The organism is Streptomyces sp. NPDC050433, assembly GCF_044458565.1.
Classification (GTDB): Bacteria; Actinomycetota; Actinomycetes; order Streptomycetales; family Streptomycetaceae; genus Streptomyces.
On record NZ_JBITIB010000001.1, the window covers coordinates 218,261 to 236,046 of the forward strand.

At 70.3% G+C, this 17,786-nt stretch carries 16 protein-coding genes; 10 read left to right on the forward strand and 6 right to left on the reverse strand.

What is annotated here, in order from left to right; translation table 11 throughout:
• Nucleotides 1-11 precede the first annotated feature (11 nt).
• From ACIBLA_RS01065 to ACIBLA_RS01090, 6 genes are all read left to right on the forward strand, one after another.
• The gene (locus tag ACIBLA_RS01065) at nt 12-1,520 is read left to right on the forward strand and encodes an aldehyde dehydrogenase family protein (RefSeq protein WP_399197454.1); all 1,509 of its coding nucleotides are present in this window, start codon (nt 12-14) and stop codon (nt 1,518-1,520) included.
• A gap of 121 nt (nt 1,521-1,641) precedes the next feature.
• On the forward strand, nt 1,642-3,219 hold the full coding sequence (locus ACIBLA_RS01070; protein WP_399197579.1) for a GMC family oxidoreductase: 1,578 nt from the start codon (nt 1,642-1,644) through the stop codon (nt 3,217-3,219).
• Nucleotides 3,219-4,283, forward strand: coding sequence for a glycine betaine/L-proline ABC transporter ATP-binding protein (locus ACIBLA_RS01075; protein ID WP_399197455.1), 1,065 nt, complete (start codon nt 3,219-3,221; stop codon nt 4,281-4,283). The genes ACIBLA_RS01070 and ACIBLA_RS01075 overlap by 1 nt, the downstream gene beginning before the upstream one ends.
• Nucleotides 4,280-6,334 carry an ABC transporter permease subunit gene (locus ACIBLA_RS01080; RefSeq protein ID WP_363240112.1) on the forward strand — a complete coding sequence of 685 codons (2,055 nt, stop codon included), beginning with the start codon at nt 4,280-4,282 and terminating at the stop codon, nt 6,332-6,334. The genes ACIBLA_RS01075 and ACIBLA_RS01080 overlap by 4 nt, the downstream gene beginning before the upstream one ends.
• A gap of 90 nt (nt 6,335-6,424) precedes the next feature.
• The gene (locus ACIBLA_RS01085; RefSeq protein ID WP_363240111.1) at nt 6,425-7,381 is read left to right on the forward strand and encodes a glycine betaine ABC transporter substrate-binding protein; all 957 of its coding nucleotides are present in this window, start codon (nt 6,425-6,427) and stop codon (nt 7,379-7,381) included.
• A 122-nt stretch (nt 7,382-7,503) separates the two neighbouring features.
• Nucleotides 7,504-7,860 carry a hypothetical protein gene (locus tag ACIBLA_RS01090; RefSeq protein WP_363240110.1) on the forward strand — a complete coding sequence of 119 codons (357 nt, stop codon included), beginning with the start codon at nt 7,504-7,506 and terminating at the stop codon, nt 7,858-7,860.
• 9 nt (nt 7,861-7,869) lie between these two features.
• Here ACIBLA_RS01090 and ACIBLA_RS01095 read toward each other — a convergent pair whose 3' ends face one another.
• The 3 genes from ACIBLA_RS01095 to ACIBLA_RS01105 all read right to left on the reverse strand — a co-directional run bounded on the left by ACIBLA_RS01095 (nt 7,870) and on the right by ACIBLA_RS01105 (nt 10,298).
• Nucleotides 7,870-8,922 (reverse strand): LacI family DNA-binding transcriptional regulator, encoded by a 1,053-nt coding sequence (locus ACIBLA_RS01095; protein WP_363240109.1) that lies wholly within the window; start codon nt 8,920-8,922, stop codon nt 7,870-7,872.
• A gap of 85 nt (nt 8,923-9,007) precedes the next feature.
• Nucleotides 9,008-9,520: a carboxymuconolactone decarboxylase family protein gene (locus ACIBLA_RS01100; RefSeq protein ID WP_363240108.1), complete on the reverse strand. Its 513-nt coding sequence runs from the start codon at nt 9,518-9,520 to the stop codon at nt 9,008-9,010.
• A 115-nt stretch (nt 9,521-9,635) separates the two neighbouring features.
• Nucleotides 9,636-10,298: a CatB-related O-acetyltransferase gene (locus tag ACIBLA_RS01105; protein ID WP_399197456.1), complete on the reverse strand. Its 663-nt coding sequence runs from the start codon at nt 10,296-10,298 to the stop codon at nt 9,636-9,638.
• Between the two features lie 208 nt (nt 10,299-10,506).
• Between ACIBLA_RS01105 and ACIBLA_RS01110 the strand changes: the two genes are divergently transcribed.
• Nucleotides 10,507-10,788, forward strand: coding sequence for a hypothetical protein (locus tag ACIBLA_RS01110; protein ID WP_363240106.1), 282 nt, complete (start codon nt 10,507-10,509; stop codon nt 10,786-10,788).
• A gap of 19 nt (nt 10,789-10,807) precedes the next feature.
• Nucleotides 10,808-11,989 carry a glutathionylspermidine synthase family protein gene (locus ACIBLA_RS01115; RefSeq protein ID WP_363240278.1) on the forward strand — a complete coding sequence of 394 codons (1,182 nt, stop codon included), beginning with the start codon at nt 10,808-10,810 and terminating at the stop codon, nt 11,987-11,989.
• A gap of 57 nt (nt 11,990-12,046) precedes the next feature.
• Here the strand turns inward: ACIBLA_RS01115 and rocD are convergent, their stop codons facing one another.
• Entirely contained in the window at nt 12,047-13,252 is a 1,206-nt protein-coding gene (rocD, locus tag ACIBLA_RS01120; protein ID WP_399197457.1) for an ornithine--oxo-acid transaminase, read from the reverse strand.
• 256 nt (nt 13,253-13,508) lie between these two features.
• Here rocD and trpS point away from each other — a divergent pair, with 256 nt between their 5' ends.
• Both trpS and ACIBLA_RS01130 read left to right on the forward strand, forming a co-directional pair.
• Nucleotides 13,509-14,519: a tryptophan--tRNA ligase gene (gene trpS / locus ACIBLA_RS01125; RefSeq protein ID WP_399197458.1), complete on the forward strand. Its 1,011-nt coding sequence runs from the start codon at nt 13,509-13,511 to the stop codon at nt 14,517-14,519.
• A gap of 219 nt (nt 14,520-14,738) precedes the next feature.
• Nucleotides 14,739-15,335 (forward strand): 2'-5' RNA ligase family protein, encoded by a 597-nt coding sequence (locus ACIBLA_RS01130; RefSeq protein ID WP_363243643.1) that lies wholly within the window; start codon nt 14,739-14,741, stop codon nt 15,333-15,335.
• Between the two features lie 207 nt (nt 15,336-15,542).
• Here the strand turns inward: ACIBLA_RS01130 and ACIBLA_RS01135 are convergent, their stop codons facing one another.
• Together ACIBLA_RS01135 and ACIBLA_RS01140 are read right to left on the reverse strand one after the other, a co-directional pair.
• The gene (locus ACIBLA_RS01135; protein WP_363243644.1) at nt 15,543-16,298 is read right to left on the reverse strand and encodes a decaprenylphospho-beta-D-erythro-pentofuranosid-2-ulose 2-reductase; all 756 of its coding nucleotides are present in this window, start codon (nt 16,296-16,298) and stop codon (nt 15,543-15,545) included.
• 60 nt (nt 16,299-16,358) lie between these two features.
• On the reverse strand, nt 16,359-17,783 hold the full coding sequence (locus ACIBLA_RS01140) for an FAD-binding protein (RefSeq protein ID WP_399197459.1): 1,425 nt from the start codon (nt 17,781-17,783) through the stop codon (nt 16,359-16,361).
• Nucleotides 17,784-17,786: the final 3 nt, after the last annotated feature.

Here is a 17,786-nt window from a genome sequence, read left to right on the forward strand (position 1 = left end):
CCAAACGCGACGTGTCGGCACAACAGACCATCTTTGTGGACGGGGAGTGGCGCAAAGCCACCTCCGGCGCCACACGCGAGATCATCGACCCCGCCGACGCCACACCGTTCGCGGTGGTGTCCGAGGGCGGGGCCGAGGATGTCGACGCCGCCGTTGACGCCGCGCGCAGGGCCTTCGACGAGGGCGCGGGGGACTGGCCCCGGACGTCCGTCGGGGAGCGGGCCGCGCTGCTGCGGCGGGTCGCCGTGCTGTTGCGGCGCGACCGGGAAGCGCTCGGGGGGCTGGAGAGCCGCGACGCGGGCAAGACCGTCGAGGAGGGCCGCGTCGATGTCGACTGTGTCGCCGACGCCTTCGCCTACTTCGCCGACCTCGTGACCAATGAAAGCGGCGGCCGGGTCGTGGACGCCGGCTCTCCCGACGTGCACAGCGTCGTCGTGCACGAGCCCGTCGGTGTCTGCGCGCTCATCACACCCTGGAACTATCCGCTTCTCCAGGCGAGTTGGAAGATTGCCCCGGCGCTCGCCGCGGGCAACACTTTTGTGCTCAAGCCGAGCGAGATCACCCCGCTGACCACCGTCGCGCTGATCGACCTGCTCACCGAGGCCGGGCTGCCGCCGGGCGTCGCCAATCTGGTGACCGGCGCCGGTGACCCCGTGGGCGCCCGGATGGCCGAGCACCCCGATGTGGACCTCGTGTCGTTCACCGGCGGACTCGCCAGCGGAACGAAGGTGATGCAAGCCGCCGCGCCCGGTGTGAAGAAGGTCGCCCTGGAGCTGGGCGGGAAGAACCCGAACGTCGTCTTCGCCGACTCCTGCGCCACCGACGAGGGTTTCGACACCGCCGTCGACCAGGCCCTGAACGCCGCGTTCATCCACAGCGGCCAGGTCTGCTCCGCCGGTTCACGCCTCATCGTCGAGGAGTCGCTGCGCGAGCGCTTCGTCGCCGAACTCGCCCGCCGTGCCACGAAGATCCGGCTCGGCCGGGGCACCGGCGAGGGCGTCGAGTGCGGACCGCTCGTCTCGGAGCGGCAGTTGGCGAAGACCGAGGAGTACGTCGCGTCCGCGCTCGCCGACGGCGCCGTGCTGCGGTCCGGCGGCAAGCGGCCCGAACCGGGTGAACACCGCCCCGCAGCCGGGTACTTCTACGAGCCGACCGTCCTGGACCAGTGCCACCGCGGGATGCGGGTCGTCCGTGAGGAGGTCTTCGGCCCGGTCCTGACCGTCGAGACCTTCCGTACGGAGGACGAGGCCGTCGCGCTCGCCAACGACACCGAGTACGGGCTGGCCGGCGGCGTCTGGACGGCGGACCCCGGACGTGCCCGGCGCGTCGCCGGGCGGCTGCGGCACGGCACCGTGTGGATCAACGACTTCCACCCGTATCTGCCGCAGGCCGAGTGGGGCGGCTTCGGCAAGTCCGGCATCGGGCGCGAGCTGGGGCCGGCCGGTCTCGCCGAGTACCGCGAGGCGAAGCACATCTACCAGAACCTCGCGCCGCGACCCGTGCGCTGGTTCGCCGGCTGACGAACTGTCAGGCGCGACAGCCGCCAACTGCCTTACGGCTCCGTCTCATTACGCCTCATTACGCGCAAGAACCTTGAATCACCCTAGGGAAGTGGAGTAGACGACACCCATGGCGACACCCATGGCCGAACACGACGTCGCACCCGAGACCGCATCCGACGCCGCATACGACTACGTCGTCGTCGGAGGCGGCACCGCGGGATCGGTGATCGCCTCCCGGCTCACCGAGGACCCCACCGTCACCGTCGCCGTCATCGAGGGAGGGCCGTCCGACGTCGACCGGCCCGACGTGCTGACGCTCCGGCGCTGGATGGGGCTGCTGGGCGGCGAGCTGGACTACGACTACCCGACGACCGAGCAGCCGCGCGGCAACTCCCACATCCGGCACAGCCGGGCGCGGGTGCTCGGCGGCTGCTCCTCGCACAACACCCTGATCGCCTTCAAGCCGCTGCCGTCCGACTGGGACGAGTGGGCGGCGGCCGGGGCCGACGGGTGGGACGCGGAGTCGATGGAGCCGTACTTCGGGCGGCTGCGCAACAACATCGTGCCGGTGGACGAGCGGGACCGTAACCCCATCGCCCGCGACTTCGTCGACGCGGCGCAGTCGGCGCTCGGTGTCCCGCGCGTGGAGGGCTTCAACAAGAAGCCCTTCCACGAAGGCGCCGGTTTCTTCGACCTCGCCTACCACCCGGAGGACAACAAGCGGTCGTCCGCCTCGGTGGCGTATCTGCACCCCTTCCTGGACCGGCCCAACCTCCGTCTGCTGCTGGAGACCTGGGCGTACCGGCTGGAGTTCGAAGGCACCCGCGCCACCGGCGTACGCGTCCGGGCCGCGGACGGCACGGAGTCGTACGTACGCGCCCGGCGTGAAGTCCTCGTCTGCGCCGGCGCCGTCGACACACCCCGGCTGCTCCTGCACTCCGGCATCGGGCCGCGAGAGGACCTCGCGGCGCTCGGCATCCCCGTCACGCACGATCTGCCGGGTGTCGGCGAGAACCTGCTCGACCACCCCGAGTCGGTCATCGTCTGGGAGACCGACGGGCCGATCCCGGAGAACTCGGCGATGGACTCCGACGCGGGCCTCTTCGTCCGGCGCGACCCCGACGGTGATGGCCCGGACCTGATGTTCCACTTCTACCAGATCCCGTTCACGGACAACCCCGAGCGCCTGGGGTACGAACGCCCCGCGCACGGCGTGTCGATGACGCCGAACATCCCCAAGCCCCGCAGCCGTGGGCGGCTCTATCTCACGAGCGCCGACCCGGAGGTCAAACCGGCCCTGGATTTCCGCTACTTCACCGACGAGGACGACTACGACGGCCGCACCCTCGTGGACGGCATCAGGATCGCCCGGCGGATCGCCGCCGCCGATCCGCTCGCCAACTGGCTGACCCGCGAGGTGTGTCCGGGCCCCGGCATCACCTCCGACGAGGAGCTGAGCGAGTACGCCCGCAGGTGCGCCCACACGGTCTACCACCCCGCCGGCACCTGCCGGATGGGCGCCGCGGACGACGAACAGGCCGTGGTGGGGCCGGATCTGACGATCCGTGGACTGACAGGCATCCGAATCGCCGACGCTTCCGTCTTCCCCACCATGCCGGCCGTGAATCCCATGATCGGGGTCCTGATGGTCGGCGAGAAGTGCGCCGAACTGCTCACCTCGGCGACCAACACAACCGCACCGGGAGGTGATGCGTGATGACCGCCACCGAACCGGTCTTCTCCGTACGCGATCTGTGGAAGGTCTTCGGACCGAAGGCCGACCGAATACCGGGCAACAAGGAGTACGCGGCGCTGTCCGCCGAGGAGTTGAGGGTACGCACCGGCTGCACGGCCGCCGTCCGCGACGTCTCCTTCGACGTGCGCAAGGGCGAGGTCTTCGTCGTCATGGGCCTCTCCGGCTCGGGCAAGTCGACCCTCGTACGCTGTCTGACCCGGCTCATCGAGCCGACGAGCGGACAGCTGGCCATGGACGGCGAGGACGTCCTCGCCATGGACAAGAACCGGCTGCGCGAACTGCGCAGGCACCGCGCCGCGATGGTCTTCCAGCACTTCGGTCTGCTGCCGCACCGCTCCGTGCTCGACAACGTCGCCTACGGCCTGGAGATCCAGGGCATGAGCCGCACCGAGCGGCGCGCCAAGGCGGCCGAAGTCGCCGCTCTGGTCGGCCTCGCGGGGCTGGAGGACCGCCGCCCCGGCCAGCTCTCCGGCGGCCAGCAGCAGCGCGTCGGTCTCGCCCGCGCGCTGGCCGTGGACCCCCAAGTCCTGCTGTTCGACGAGCCGTTCAGCGCGCTCGACCCGCTGATCCGGCGCGACATGCAGGAAGAGGTCATCCGGCTGCACCACGAGGAGGGCCGCACCATGGTCTTCATCACGCACGACCTGAACGAGGCGCTGCGACTCGGTGACCGCATCGCGCTGATGCGCGACGGCGGCATCGTGCAGCTCGGCACCCCGGAGGAGATCGTCGCCAACCCGGCCGACGACTACGTACGCGACTTCGTCCGCGACGTTCCGCGCGAGCAGGTCATCTCCGTACGCCGGGCCATGCGCCCCGCGCGCGACGGCGAGGGCGAGTCGGGCGTCGCCCTGAAGCCGGACACGCTGGTCTCCGACGCGATCGAGGCCGTCGCACGCAGCGGCGCGTACTGCCGGGTCGTGGAGAACGGCCGGACGCTCGGCGTCGTCGGTTACGAGGAACTGCTGGCCGTCGTCGCGGGGCTGGACGGCGAAGCGGAACCCAAGGAGGTGGCGGCGGTATGAGCGCCGCGCCGCCCAATCCGGTGTTCGAGAAGACCGACAGTGCCCGGCGGGACGCGGACGCCCCGGACGACGTACGCGTGAGCAAGATCGACACGGCCGACGACGGCACCCCCGGCCCGTGGGCACGCCTCGCGGGCAACCCGCGCGCGATGCTGCTGGTCGCCGCCGTCCTCGTGGCGATCGTCAGCGCCGCCGTCACCGGCAGCGGAGCCTGGCCGGCCGACCTGACCGTCGACGTACGCTCGCCGCTCGACGATCTCAACCGCTGGCTCGTCGACAACCGCACCACCCACCCCCTCTTCCTCTACTTCCTCCTGCACATCAGCAACTCCGCCGAAAGCTCGGTCGACGGGGTGTTCAGCGTGCTGGAGAGCCTGGGCTTCATCGGTGTGACGGTCGCCGCCGTACTGATCGCCTGGTACGCCGGCGGCGCCGGCCTGCGCCGCCGCGCGCTGCGCACCGCCGCCACCGCGCTCGCCACCTTCGCCGTCATCGGGCTGCTCGGCATGTGGGAACCGGCGATGGAGACGCTGGCGCTGATGATCGTCGCCGTCGCCGTCTCGGCCGTCGTCGGCGCGTTGCTGGGGCTCGCCGCCGGGCTGTCCGACCGCTGCCAGCGCGTGCTGCGGCCGGTCTTCGACACCATGCAGGTGCTGCCCGCCTTCTCGTATCTGCTGCCGTTCGTGCTGCTCTTCGACATCGGCATCCCGTCGGTCTTCGTCGCGACCGTGATCTACGCGGCGCCGCCGATGGCCCGGCTCACCTCGCTCGGGCTGCGCGGCGCCGACGCCGCAGCGCTGGAGGCGTCCGCCTCGCTCGGCGCCAGCTCCTGGCAGCGGCTCGTGACCGCGCGGCTGCCGCTGGCCCGCAAGCAGATGCTCCTCGGCCTCAACCAGACGATCATGATGTGTCTGTCGATGGTCGTCCTCGCCTCGATGATCGGCGCCGGCGGACTCGGCGACGAGATCTTCACGGCGCTCTCCACCGTCGACGTCGGCCTCGCGCTGCCCGCCGGAATCGCCGTCGTCCTGCTGGCGATCTGGCTGGACCGTACGACGGCGGCGGCCGGCGAACAGCTCGAAGACCCCGCCGCCGGGCGCCGTGCCAAGTGGTGGGCGCTCTGGCCCGGCATCGTCGCGGCCGTCGCCGGCGGAGCGGTGCTCGGAGCCGTCATCGGCCGCAAGGAGTGGCCCGAGGCCTGGACCGTCTCCATCAGCGAGCCCGTCAACACCGCGGTCGACTGGATCGAGCGCGAACTCGGCTCCGGCGTACCGGTGTTGGGCGGCACCCTCACCTGGTCCGAGGGCTTCGCGAACTGGGTGATCAACCCGGTGCGCGACGCGCTGCTGGCCACCCCCTGGTGGGCGCTGCTCCTCGTCGCCGGTGTGCTGGCGCTGCGGACCGGCTGGCGGGCCGTGATCACGGTGGTGCTGTCGCTGGCCGCGATCGGGGCGATGGGACTCTGGGACCGCTCGCTCGACACGCTCTCGCAGGTGCTCGCCGCCCTCGCGGTGACCCTGCTGCTCGGTTTCGCCATCGGCATCCTCGCGGCGCGCGTCGGGAGGGTCGAGCGGGTGATCAGGCCGGTGCTCGACATCATGCAGACGATGCCGCAGTTCATCTATCTGATCCCGGTGATCGCGCTGTTCAGCGGCGGCCGTACGGCGGCTGTCGCCGCGGCCGTCGTGTACGCGCTGCCCGCCGTCGTACGCATCACCACCCAGGGCATCCGGCAGATCGACCCCTCCGCCCTGGAGGCGGCGCGCTCACTCGGCGCCGGTACGGCGCAGCAACTGCGCCAGGTGCAGCTGCCGTTGGCCCGGCCCGCGCTCCAACTCGCCGTCAACCAGGGCGTGGTGCTGGTCCTGGCCATCGTCGTCATCGGCGGCATGATCGGCGGCGGCGCGCTCGGTGTCGACGTGGTGAGAGGCCTGGCCAAGGGCGACCTCGGCCTCGGTATGACGGCCGGTATCGCGATCGTGTGCCTGGGGCTGCTGCTCGACCGGATCTCGCAGCCGAGCGCGGCGGCGAAGGAGCGGGCCCTGATGTGACGGGACGGCCGGCCACCGGCACCACAACTGAATCCACGACGTGATCCACCACGCGATCCACAACTGAAACCGCGACAGAGAGACGACGACGTGACCCACAGCAAGCGGATAAGCACCAGCCTGATCGCCGGAGTCGGCGTGTTCGGCATGCTCGCGCTCAGCGCGTGCGCCGCCGAGACCGAGTCGAAGTCGGCGTCGGACGAGATCACCCTGACCGTCCCCTCCTGGGTCGGCGCGCGCGCCAACGCCGAGGTCGCCAAGGTGATCATGGAGCAGGAGCTGGACGTCAAGGTCGAGCTCCAGCAGCTCGACGAGCCGGTCGCCTTCGACGCGCTCAACAACGGCAAGGCGGACGCGATCCTGGAGGACTGGGGCGGCTCGCCGAAGAAGGAACAGCTCTACATCGAGGACAAGAAGACCATCGTCAAGGGCGGCGACCTCGGCGTCGTCGGACACATCGGCTGGTTCGTCCCGAAGTACTACGCGGACGCCAACCCCGAGGTCCTGGACGCGACGAAGCTCAACAAATTCACCAAGGACTTCCGCTCCGCCAACAGTGGCGAGATGGGGGAGTTCCTGGGCGCGGCACCCTCGTACACGACGTACGACGAGCACCTGGTCAAGAACCTCAAGCTGAACCTCAAGATCAAGGAAACGGGCAACGAGGCCGCCCAGATCAAGGAGATCCAGCAGAAGTACCGCGACAAGGAGCCCTTCATCACCTACTGGTGGGACCCGCAGTGGCTCAACGCGGACATCGACCTCGTCGAGGTGAAGCTGCCCCCGTACGAGGAGGGCTGCAACGAGCCGGAGACGGCGACAGACTGCGCGTACGCCAACACCCCGCTCCAGAAGTACCTCAACGCGGACTTCGCGAAGGACGGCGGTGACGCCGCCGAGTTCATCAAGAACTTCAAGTGGAGCACTGAGGAGCAGAACGAGGTCGCGAAGGCGATCGCAAAGGACAAGATGAGCGGCCCGGACGCGGCCGAGAAGTGGGTCAAGGAGAACAAGGCGACGTGGGAGGCCTGGCTCCCGAAGAAGTAACGCGCCGATCCCACACGGACGGCCCGGAGCGCTCACCGGCTCCGGGCCGTCCGGCGTGTGTGTACCTCAGAACTCGCTCAACTCTCTTGAGGCCGCGCGTCCGCGGCGGAGAGTATCCGAAGATGAAGCTGTTCGGGCAGGACAAAGAGGAGTTCACGGTTCTCGTCGTGCGCGAGGCCGACGAGGTCGCCGAGGCCGTGGACCAGGCGCTGAAGACCGCCGGTCCCGAGGAGCGGCCGGGGCTGGAGCGGGCCGCCGCACTGCTCGCCGCCGCCAGGGAGGCCACCGACGGTGAGCTGCGCGGGAATTGGGCGCGCCGGAAGATAGCCGAGGCGGGCGTGAAGGGACGCGCCGACTCGGTACGGGCGGTGAAGGCGCTCCGGGAGGCCGAGCCGGGCCTGAGCCTGCTCCAGGCCGTACGGCTGTCGCAGGAGGCCGCCGCGCTGGAGGACGAGGAGCGCCACGGCCGGACCGCCTGACCGGGGGCGTTACGCGGACGCCCGCACCACCAGAGTCGGCGTGAAGATCATCGACGGTGGTGGAGCGCTTGCCGGCGCGGCGATCTGCCGCAGCAGCAGCCTGGCCATCTCCGAGGACATCTCCTCGACCGGCTGACGTACCGTCGTCAGCGCCGGGTCACAGGTCAGCGCGGCGCTGCTGTCGTCGAAGCCCACCACCGCCACCTCGTGAGGCACCTGCCTGCCCGCCCGCAGCAGCACCGGCAGCGCGCCCAGCGCCATCAGGTCGGAGGCGATGAACACCCCGTCCAGGTCCGGGTGTTCGGCCAGCAGCCGCCGCATCGCCGCCGCGCCGCCGGTGTGCGTGAAGTCGCCCTCCGCGACCGCCACGTCCTCGATCCCGTACGCGGCCATCGCCGCCCGGAACCCTTCGAGCCGTTCCTGCCCCGCCGGCATGTCCTGCGGCCCCGCGACCGTACCGATCCTGCGCCGCCCCAGCCCCGCCAGATGCCCGGCGGCCAGCCGCGCGCCCGCCGCCTGGTCCGCCTCCACGTACGTGAGCGGCGACGGCTGTCCGGGCCGGCCGGCCAGCACGGCCGGCAGCCGTGTCTCATGGACCAGCCGGGGCAGCGGATCACCGGCGTGCGAGGAGATCAGGACGATGCCGTCGACATGGCCCTGGCGCAGATACGAGAGCAACTGGTCGCGCGAGGCGGCGTCGTCCGCCAGCATCAGCACCATCTGCACACCGGCCGGCCGCAGCACGTCGAGCAGCCCGCCCACGACCCGGCCGAAGTACGGGTCCGAGAACATCCGGCCCACGAACGGCTCGGCCACCGAACGCCGTTCCCGCTCGGAGACGACCAGCGCGACCGAGTCGGTGCGCCGGGTCACCAGGGACCGCGCGGCGCGGTTCGGCACGTAGTGCGTGGTCGCGATGGCCTCCTCGACGACCGTGCGCAGCGCCGGATCCACCGTCGTCGCCCCGTTGATCACGCGTGACACCGTGGCACGCGAGACACCCGCCACGGCGGCCACGTCCTCCAGGGTCGGGCGCGCGGGCGGGACGGCGTCGGCAGTCATGCAGCCTTTATACCGGTCGGTACTCGGCCACCGGGCCTGCCCGGCTCCGAGAGCGCGCAGGATGCCGACACCCCGTCGGACGCCGTTACTTGTACATTCCCGGCGTGTAGTGGCCGGGGGCCATCCGCGACGTCACGGCGAAGCGGTTCCAGGCGTTGATGACCGTGATCGCGCCGATCAGATACGCGAGTTCGCGCTCCTCGAAGTGCGCCGCCGCCCGCTCGTACACCTCGTCCGGCACGAAGCCGTCCGTCAGCACGGTGACCGCCTCGGTCAGTTCGATCGCCGCGATCTCCTTCGCGGAGTAGAAGTGGCGCGACTCCTGCCAGGCGCTGAGCTGGACGATCCGCTCCACCGACTCCCCGGCGGCCAGCGCGTCCTTCGTGTGCATGTCCAGGCAGTACGCGCAGTGGTTGATCTGCGAGGCGCGGATCTTCACCAGTTCGTACAGCACCGGGTCGACACCCTGCCGGACCGCCTTGTCCAGACCGGACATCGCCCTGGAGACCTCGGGCGCGAGCTTCGCCCACGCCAGACGGGGCTCGTCCTCGGGGACGCGGTCGGAGGTGTGGTCGTGGTCGCTGTGGTTCGTCGTCATACGTACGACGTTACGCGCCAGGTGGCGCAGCTGTACGGTCCATTTACATGACCGATTCATGGGCCGATGCGGCGGGCGGTGACGACGGGCGGCAGGTCACCGTCGTCACCGTCGATCAGGCATTGCCGGGCCGCGGGGCCGCCGCCTCCAGTGCTTCGACGCTGCCCGACATGATCGTGCGCAGGTGCGTGGTGAGGTGGTCGAGGGGCCAGTCCCACCAGGCGATCGCCAGCAGCCGCTCGACGTCCCCGTCGTCGTAGCGGCGGCGGATGAGCCTGGCCGGGTTGCCCCCGACGATGCCGTAGTCCGGTACGTCGTCGACGACGACCGCGCCCGAGGCGATCACCGCTCCATGACCGATCCGGACGCCGGGCATGATCATGCTGCGGTAGCCGAACCAGACGTCGTTGCCGACCACCGTGTCACCGCGGCCGGGCAGCCCGCTGATGAGATCGAAGTGCTCGCTCCACGAACCGCCCATGATCGGGAAGGGGAACGTCGACGGGCCGTCCATCCGGTGGTTGGCGCCGTTCATGATGAACCGCACCCCCTCACCCAGCGCGCAGTACTTCCCGATGACCAGCTTCTCCGGCCCGTAGTGGTAGAGAACGTTCCGCGTCTCGAACGCCGTCGGGTCGTCCGGGTCGTCGTAGTAGGAGAAGTCACCGACCTCGATCAACTCCGAGGTGACCAGTGGTTTCAGCAGCACCACGCGAGGCTGACCGGGCATCGGGTGGATCACGGTCGGATCGGCGGGGCGGGAGGGGATGGCCGGCATCGTGAATCGTTCTCCTCGTATACGGCGAGTCATCGCATCCTGCCCGACGGGTGATCGCGACGACAGCGATTAATCCCCGCCCGATCGCACCTCACCCGGCGCCGGGGTGCCGCACGTTGAGGGGGCGGCGGCCAGGCATCTAAGGTGTGCGGCGAGCAAGGGATCGACGGGTCGAAGGATCGGCCCGCGGACGGGGGAGGACGGGGCCATGGCCGCCGTAAAACAACGCAGGTTGCGGTCGAGCACGGTCGTGCTCGGCGGCATGGGCATACTCGCACTCACGATCACCTCCTGCGGTTCGGAACCGGACCGGCGCTGCGCCGACCGGAACACCTATGAGGAACTGTCCAAGTCCGACTGCGACAGCACCGGAAGCGGCTCGTACTACTACGGCGGCAAGAGCAGCAACGGCCGTGTCCACGACGGCAGTTTCGACAAGTCGGCGGTCGACCGGGGCGGCTTCGGCTGCTCGGGCACCGGCGGCGGCTGAGCGGGCGTCAGCGCGCATGATGGAGCGCCGGACCATCGAGCCACGCCCCGGCTGGCAGCGGACGGTCGAGGAACAGGGCCTCGTCTATCCGCTCACCCGCTACCCGGACGACTCCCTGCGTCCGTACTGGGACGAGAGCGCCTACTACGTCTTCTCCCTCCCCGAGGTCGAGGCCCTCGAAGGCGTCGTCGAGGAACTGCACGCGATGTGCCTCGCCGCCGCCGAGCACATCGTCAAGAACGACCGCTTCCGCGACCTCGGCATCACCGACGGCCGACTGGCCGCGCTGATCGCCGAGTCCTGGCACCGCCGGGCCGAACTGCCGTCCATCTACGGCCGGTTCGACCTCCGCTACGACGGCACGGGCCCGGCCAAGATGCTGGAGTACAACGCCGACACCCCCACCTCCCTGGTCGAGGCCGCCAGCCCGCAGTGGTTCTGGATGGAGGAGCGCTTCCCCGGCGCCGACCAGTGGAACTCCCTCCACGAACGGCTCATAGAGGCCTGGCGCCGCCAGGCCCCCCTCCTTCCCCCGGGCCCCCTGCACTTCGCGCACTCCGACGGCGACGAGCTGGGCGAGGACCTGATGACCGTCGCCTATCTGCGCGAGACGGCCCAGCAGGCGGGCCTCGACACCGAGGCCCTGTCCGTCGAGCAGATCGGCTGGGACAAGCTGACCGGCCGTTTCGTGGACGACCGGCTGCGCTTCATCCGCAGCTGCTTCAAGCTCTATCCGTGGGAGTGGCTGACCACGGACCGCTTCGGCCCGCAGGTGCTCGACACGCTCGACAACGGCGGCGGCACCGGCAGCACCTGCTGGATAGAGCCCGCCTGGAAGATGCTGCTCTCCAACAAGGCGCTCCTGGCGATCCTCTGGGAACTCAACCCGGACCACCCGAATCTGCTGCCCGCCTATCTCGACGGGCCCCGTGAACTCGCCCTCACCGGCGGTTACGTCTCCAAGCCCCTGCTCGGCCGCGAGGGAGCCGGAGTCACCGTCCACGAGCCGGGCCACGCCCCGGTCGTACGCCAAGAGGCCTGCTGCTACCAGGCGTTGGCGCCCCTGCCCGACTTCGACGGCAACCGTGTCGTACTCGGCGCCTGGGTCGTCGAGAACGAGGCGGCGGGCCTCGGCATCCGCGAATCGTCGGGCCTGATCACGGACGAGTACGCCCGCTTCCTCCCGCACGTCATCCTGTAGGCGTCAGGAACCAGGGGCCGGTGGCCGGTGGCGCGCCACCGGCCACCGCCACCGCTCCTACCGCGTCAGGACCGCCCGCAGCTGCTCCAGGCCCCAGTCCAGGTCCTCCTTGCTGATCACCAGCGGCGGGGCGATCCGGATCGTCGACCCGTGGGTGTCCTTCACGAGCACACCGCGGTCCATCAGCTTCCTGGAGATCTCCCGGCCCGTGCCGTACGACGGAGCGATGTCCACCCCCGCCCACAGCCCCCGGCCGCGCACCGCCTCCACGGCGCCGCCGGTCGTCATCAGCCCCAGCTCGTGATGCAGATGATCACCCAGCTCCGCCGCCCGCTGCTGGTACTCACCGGTGCGCAGCATCGCGATCACCTCAAGGGCCACCGCACACGCCAGCGGATTCCCGCCGAACGTCGAGCCGTGCTCCCCGGGCCGGAACACCCCGAGGATCTCGGCCGACGACACCACGGCCGACACCGGCACCACCCCGCCGCCGAGCGCCTTGCCCAGCACGTACATGTCGGGCACGACACCCTCGTGCTCAGAGGCGAAGGTCTTTCCGGTCCGGCCCAGACCGGACTGGATCTCGTCGGCGATGAACAGCACATTCCGTGCCCGGGTCAGCTCACGCACCCCCGCGAGATAGCCCGGCGGCGGCACGAGCACCCCCGCCTCGCCCTGGATCGGCTCCAGCAGGACGGCGACGGTGTTGTCCGTCATCGCGGCGTCGAGCGCGGCGAGATCCCCGTACGGAACGATCTCGAAGCCCGGCGTGTAGGGCCCGTAGTCCGCTCGGGCCTCCTCGTCGGTGGAGAAGCTGATGATCGTGGTCGTACGGCCGTGGAAGTTGTCCGCCGCGACGATGATCTTGGCGGTGCCGTCCGGCACCCCCTTCGTCCGGTAGCCCCACTTGCGGGCCGTCTTCACGGCGGTCTCCACCGCCTCCGCGCCCGTGTTCATCGGCAGCACCATCTCCATGCCGCACAACTCGGCGAGCTGGGTGCAGAAGTCGGCGAACCGGTCGTGGTGGAACGCCCGCGAGGTGAGCGTCACCCGCTCCAACTGAGCCTTGGCGGCGTCGATGAGACGCCGATTGCCATGGCCGAAGTTGAGTGCCGAGTAGCCGGCGAGCATGTCGAGGAAGCGGCGCCCCTCGACGTCGGTCATCCACGCACCGTCCGCCGAAGCGACGACGACGGGCAGGGGGTGGTAGTTGTGCGCGCTGTGCGCCTCCGCAGAGGCGATGGCACGCTCCGTTGTCGCCACGGGTTCTCCGTTCGGTCGAGACAAGCCATCCGGTCGGGGCGGGGTGATGCCCCTGTTTCTATCGTCACTCGCCAGAGTGGACGAAGAAACCTTGCCTCCGGCGTGCCCCGGGAGACAACCCCGCAGGCAGGTCCGGTTGGATCACCTGTCCGGCGGCGGCCGGCGGGGACGCGTCCCCCGGTCGCCCCGCCTTTGATACACGGGTCACCGGAGATCCGTTCCCGACTTGTCGGTGCCACCTGAGAGAATGTCTCCCATGGCCACTCGTCCTCGCGCGCTCTCCGGTATCCAGCCCACCGCAGGCTCGTTCCATCTCGGGAACTACCTCGGTGCGATCCGGCAGTATGTGGCGCTGCAAGAAACCCACGACGCGTTCTACATGGTCGTGGACCTGCACGCGATCACCATTCCGCAGGAGCCCGCCGACCTGCGCGCCAACACCAGGCTCGCGGCGGCGCAGCTCCTCGCCGCCGGTCTCGACCCGCAGCGCTGCACGCTGTTCATCCAGAGCCATGTGCCCGAACACGCCCAGCTCGGCTGGGTGATGAACTGTCTGACGGGCTTCGGCGAGGCCTCCCGCATGACGCAGTTCAAGGACAAGTCGGCCAGACAGGGCGCCGACCGCGCCACCGTCGGACTCTTCACGTACCCGATCCTCCAGGTCGCCGACATCCTGCTCTACCAGGCGGACTCGGTCCCGGTCGGCGAGGACCAGCGCCAGCACGTCGAGCTGACACGTGACCTCGCCGAGCGGTTCAACACCCGCTTCGGGAGCACGTTCACGATCCCCAAGCCGCACATCGTCAAGGAGGTCGCGAAGATCTACGACCTCCAGGACCCGTCGATCAAGATGAGCAAGTCGGCGTCCACGCCGAAGGGCCTGGTCAATCTGCTCGACGACCCCAAGGCCACGGCGAAGAAGATCAAGAGCGCCGTCACCGACACCGGCACCGAGATCCGCTTCGACACCGGGGCCAAGCCCGGAATCAGCAATCTCCTCACGATCTACTCGACGCTCACGGGCACGAGCATCGCGGATCTCGAGCAGCGGTACGAGGGCAAGGGGTACGGCGCCCTGAAGGTGGATCTGGCCGACGCCATGGTCGACTTCGTCACACCGTTCCGCAGCCGCACCCAGGAATATCTGGACGATCCGGAGACGCTGGACTCGATCCTCGCCGAGGGCGCCGAGAAGGCCCGCGCGGTCGCCGCGGAGACGCTTGCCCAGGCGTACGACCGGATCGGCTTCCTCCCCGCGAAGCACTGAGCGGCGCCGGGACGGGCGCGCCGGACCCGGCCCGCCCGTCCCGGCCGACCGCCCGGCCTTATAGCGCATACGCGCCGCCCGCGCACTGCTGACCAAGGACCCTGGCCAGCCGGGCGGTGCGAGCGTCACACTGGCGCGGGGACCACGACGGCCACCCGCATGACCGCCACACCCGCATGACCGCCACACCCGCCACACACAAGGACTGAGGAGAACGACGTGGGGACCGTAACGCTCGGCGTTTCGATCGCGGTCCCGGAGCCTTACGGCAGCCTGCTCCAGGAGTGCCGTGCGGGCTTCGGTGATCCCGCCGCGCACGGCATCCCCACGCACGTCACCCTCCTGCCGCCCACCGAGGTCGACGCCGCGGCACTGCCCACCATCGAGGCCCACCTCACCTCGGTCGCCACGGCGGGCCGCCCCTTCCCGATGCGGCTCTACGGCACGGGCACCTTCCGCCCGCTGTCGCCGGTGGTCTTCATCCAGGTGGTCGAAGGCGCGGCGGCCTGCACCTGGCTCCAGAAGCGCGTCAGGGACGCGACCGGACCGCTGGTGCGGGAGCTCCAGTTCCCGTACCACCCCCATGTGACCGTCGCGCACGGCATCTCCGAGGAGGCGATGGACCGGGCATACGACGAGCTGGCCGACTACACGGCCCGCTGGAGCTGCGCCTCCTTCGGCCTCTACGAGCAGGGCCCGGACGGCGTGTGGCGGATGCTGCACGAGTACGCCTTCGGCGGCGGTACGGAGATCACGGGAGTGCCCTCGCAGAGCACCCCCGCCGATCTGCCCGCGGCCTCGTCGCTGCGCCCGTAGGCCGTGTCTGACAAATCCCGCCTGGCGCGCGACGCCCGGCACGCACGCTCGGTGCGTTGGCAGCGCTCTCGAAGGCATCCGAGTACGCCCAGTACGAGAGTGATCCTCCGCCTTCCGATCGCACGCACCGGGCGCCGCGCGCCCCGCCCTACGGGTGGACGGCGCAATTTGTCAGACACGGCCTAGCCGCCCCCCGGAAGCCGCACGTCAGACCGGCAGCCGCCGGAAGACCGGCCGCGGCAGATGCCGCAGCAGCGACATCGCCACGCGCAGCGCCCCCGGCACCCACACCGTCTCCGACCGGCGCCGCAGCCCCAGCTCCACGGCCGCGGCCACCGCCTCCGGAGTCGTCGCCAGCGGTGTCTCCTCCAGCCCGGCCGTCATCTTCGTCCGTACGAAGCCGGGCCGCACGACCATCACATGCACCCCCGTGCCGTACATCGCGTCCCCGAGCCCCTGCGCGAACGCGTCCAGGCCCGCCTTGCTCGACCCGTAGATGAAATTGGCGCGCCGCGCCCGCTCGCCGGCTGCCGACGACAGCACCACCAGCGAACCGTGCCCCTGCGTCTGCATCGCCGCCGCGCACACCAGACCGGCCGAGACCGCGCCCGTGTAGTTGGTCTGCGCGACCCTGACGGCGGCGAGCGGATCGGCCTCGTCGTGCGCCTGGTCGCCGAGGACGCCGAAGGCGAGCAGCGTCATGTCGATGTCGCCCTCCGCGAAGACCTTGCCGAGGACCTCCGCGTGCGAGGACGGGTCGAGCGCGTCGAAGTCGACGGTACGGACGTCCGCGCCCTGGGCCCGCAGATGCTCGGCGGCGGTGTCGAGCGCGGGCGACGCGCGGCCGGCCAGCCAGACCGTACGCGTACGGCGAGCGATCAGCCGACGCGCCGTGGCCAGCGCGATCTCGGACGTCCCACCGAGGACGAGCAGGGACTGCGGGATGCCGAAGGCGTCCTTCATGGTGCGGTGCTCCTTGCAGCGAGGGGGGTGAGTGGCTGAGGCGTCGGATCGACCGAGGCGTCAGATCGAGAGACGGCGGGAGAGATCGGAGACGAAGACGGCGCCCGGGTCGAGTTCGGCCCGCAGCGCCCGGAAATCGTCCAGTCGCGGATACATCGCGGCCAGGAGTTCGGGCCGTAGCCGCGAGTCCTTCGCCAGACAGACCCGGCCTCCGGCGGCGGCGACGTCCTCGTCCAGCTCGTCGAGGAAGGGGCCCAGGCCGGTGCCGCCGGTGGGGATGTCCAGCGAGAGCGCCCAGCCGGCCATCGGGAACGACAGCCAGCCCGGATCGCCCACGCCGAAACGCTTGAGCACGGCGAGGAGGGAAGGACAGCCGCGCCGGACGATGCGCCGCACGATCCGGATCAGCGCCTCCTCCTGGCCGTCTCCGACGACGAACTGGTACCGGACGAAGCCCCCGCGCCCGTACAGGCGGTTCCAGTGCGCCACGCCGTCCAGCGGATGGAAGAACGCCGAGATGCGCTGGAGTTCACCGGTCCGCCGACGCGGTGCGGCGTGGTACCACAGCTCGTTGAAGAGTCCGACCGTGGTCCGGCCCAGCAGTCCTTCGGGTACGAAGGAGGGCACGCCGGGCAGTTGACCGGGCCGGAAGGCGAGCGGCTGCCTGTAGGCGCGTCCCGCACGCCCGGCACGTCCCGTACGCCCCGCTCGCGCGGACAGTGCCGCAAGTGGCATGTGTTCGCCATGGGTGAGGACCCCGCGTCCCAAGGAGGAGCCGCGGGCGAGCAGATCGACCCAGGCGACCGAGTAGCCGTGCCCCTGCCCCTGCCCCAGACCCTGACCCCGGCCGTCGTCGGACGCCGTAAGACGGGCCATCAGATCGTCGAGGTCCGTGGCGCGTTCGGTGTCGACGGACATCAGGGAGGTCTCGACGGGGTGCAGCCGGAAGGTCGCCGCGAGGATGACCCCCGTCAGCCCCATGCCGCCCGCCGTCGCCTCGAACAGCGGCGTGCCGGGGACGACCGTACGGACGTCGCCGTCGGCGGTGAGCAGGTCCAGGGAGAGTACGTGGCGGGAGAACGCCCCCGACACCTGGTGGTTCCCGCCGTGGATGTCGGAGCCGATCGCCCCGCCGACCGTCACATGGCGGGTCCCGGGCGTCACCGGCAGGAACCAGCCCAGCGGCAGCAGCACCTCCATCAGCCGGTGCAGGCTGATCCCCGCCTCGCACTCCACGATCCCGGCCTCGGCGTCGACGGAGACGACGCGGTCCAGGGCGGTCATGTCGATGAGGGAACCGCCCGCGTTCTGAGCCGCGTCGCCGTACGCACGGCCGAGGCCGCGAGGGATGCCGCCGCGCGTACCGCAGCCGCGTACGGCGCGGGCCGTCTCCTCGTAAGAACGCGGCCGTACGAGACGGGCGGCGGCCGTGGGGGCGGTGCGGCCCCAGCCGGTGACAGGGTCGGCGATCTCGGCAGACGACATGGT

Bases quoted from the DNA above. Each gene is read 5' to 3' on its own strand.
- ACIBLA_RS01140 (WP_399197459.1), bottom strand. From the start codon at position 17,783: ATGTCGTCTGCCGAGATCGCCGACCCTGTCACCGGCTGGGGCCGCACC.
- ACIBLA_RS01105 (WP_399197456.1), bottom strand. From the start codon at position 10,298: ATGCCGGCCATCCCCTCCCGCCCCGCCGATCCGACCGTGATCCACCCG.
- ACIBLA_RS01135 (WP_363243644.1), bottom strand. From the start codon at position 16,298: ATGAAGGACGCCTTCGGCATCCCGCAGTCCCTGCTCGTCCTCGGTGGG.
- ACIBLA_RS01100 (WP_363240108.1), bottom strand. From the start codon at position 9,520: ATGACGACGAACCACAGCGACCACGACCACACCTCCGACCGCGTCCCC.
- ACIBLA_RS01115 (WP_363240278.1), top strand. From the start codon at position 10,808: ATGGAGCGCCGGACCATCGAGCCACGCCCCGGCTGGCAGCGGACGGTC.
- ACIBLA_RS01080 (WP_363240112.1), top strand. From the start codon at position 4,280: ATGAGCGCCGCGCCGCCCAATCCGGTGTTCGAGAAGACCGACAGTGCC.
- ACIBLA_RS01075 (WP_399197455.1), top strand. From the start codon at position 3,219: ATGACCGCCACCGAACCGGTCTTCTCCGTACGCGATCTGTGGAAGGTC.
- ACIBLA_RS01090 (WP_363240110.1), top strand. From the start codon at position 7,504: ATGAAGCTGTTCGGGCAGGACAAAGAGGAGTTCACGGTTCTCGTCGTG.
- ACIBLA_RS01070 (WP_399197579.1), top strand. From the start codon at position 1,642: ATGGCCGAACACGACGTCGCACCCGAGACCGCATCCGACGCCGCATAC.
- trpS (WP_399197458.1), top strand. From the start codon at position 13,509: ATGGCCACTCGTCCTCGCGCGCTCTCCGGTATCCAGCCCACCGCAGGC.
- ACIBLA_RS01095 (WP_363240109.1), bottom strand. From the start codon at position 8,922: ATGACTGCCGACGCCGTCCCGCCCGCGCGCCCGACCCTGGAGGACGTG.
- ACIBLA_RS01110 (WP_363240106.1), top strand. From the start codon at position 10,507: ATGGCCGCCGTAAAACAACGCAGGTTGCGGTCGAGCACGGTCGTGCTC.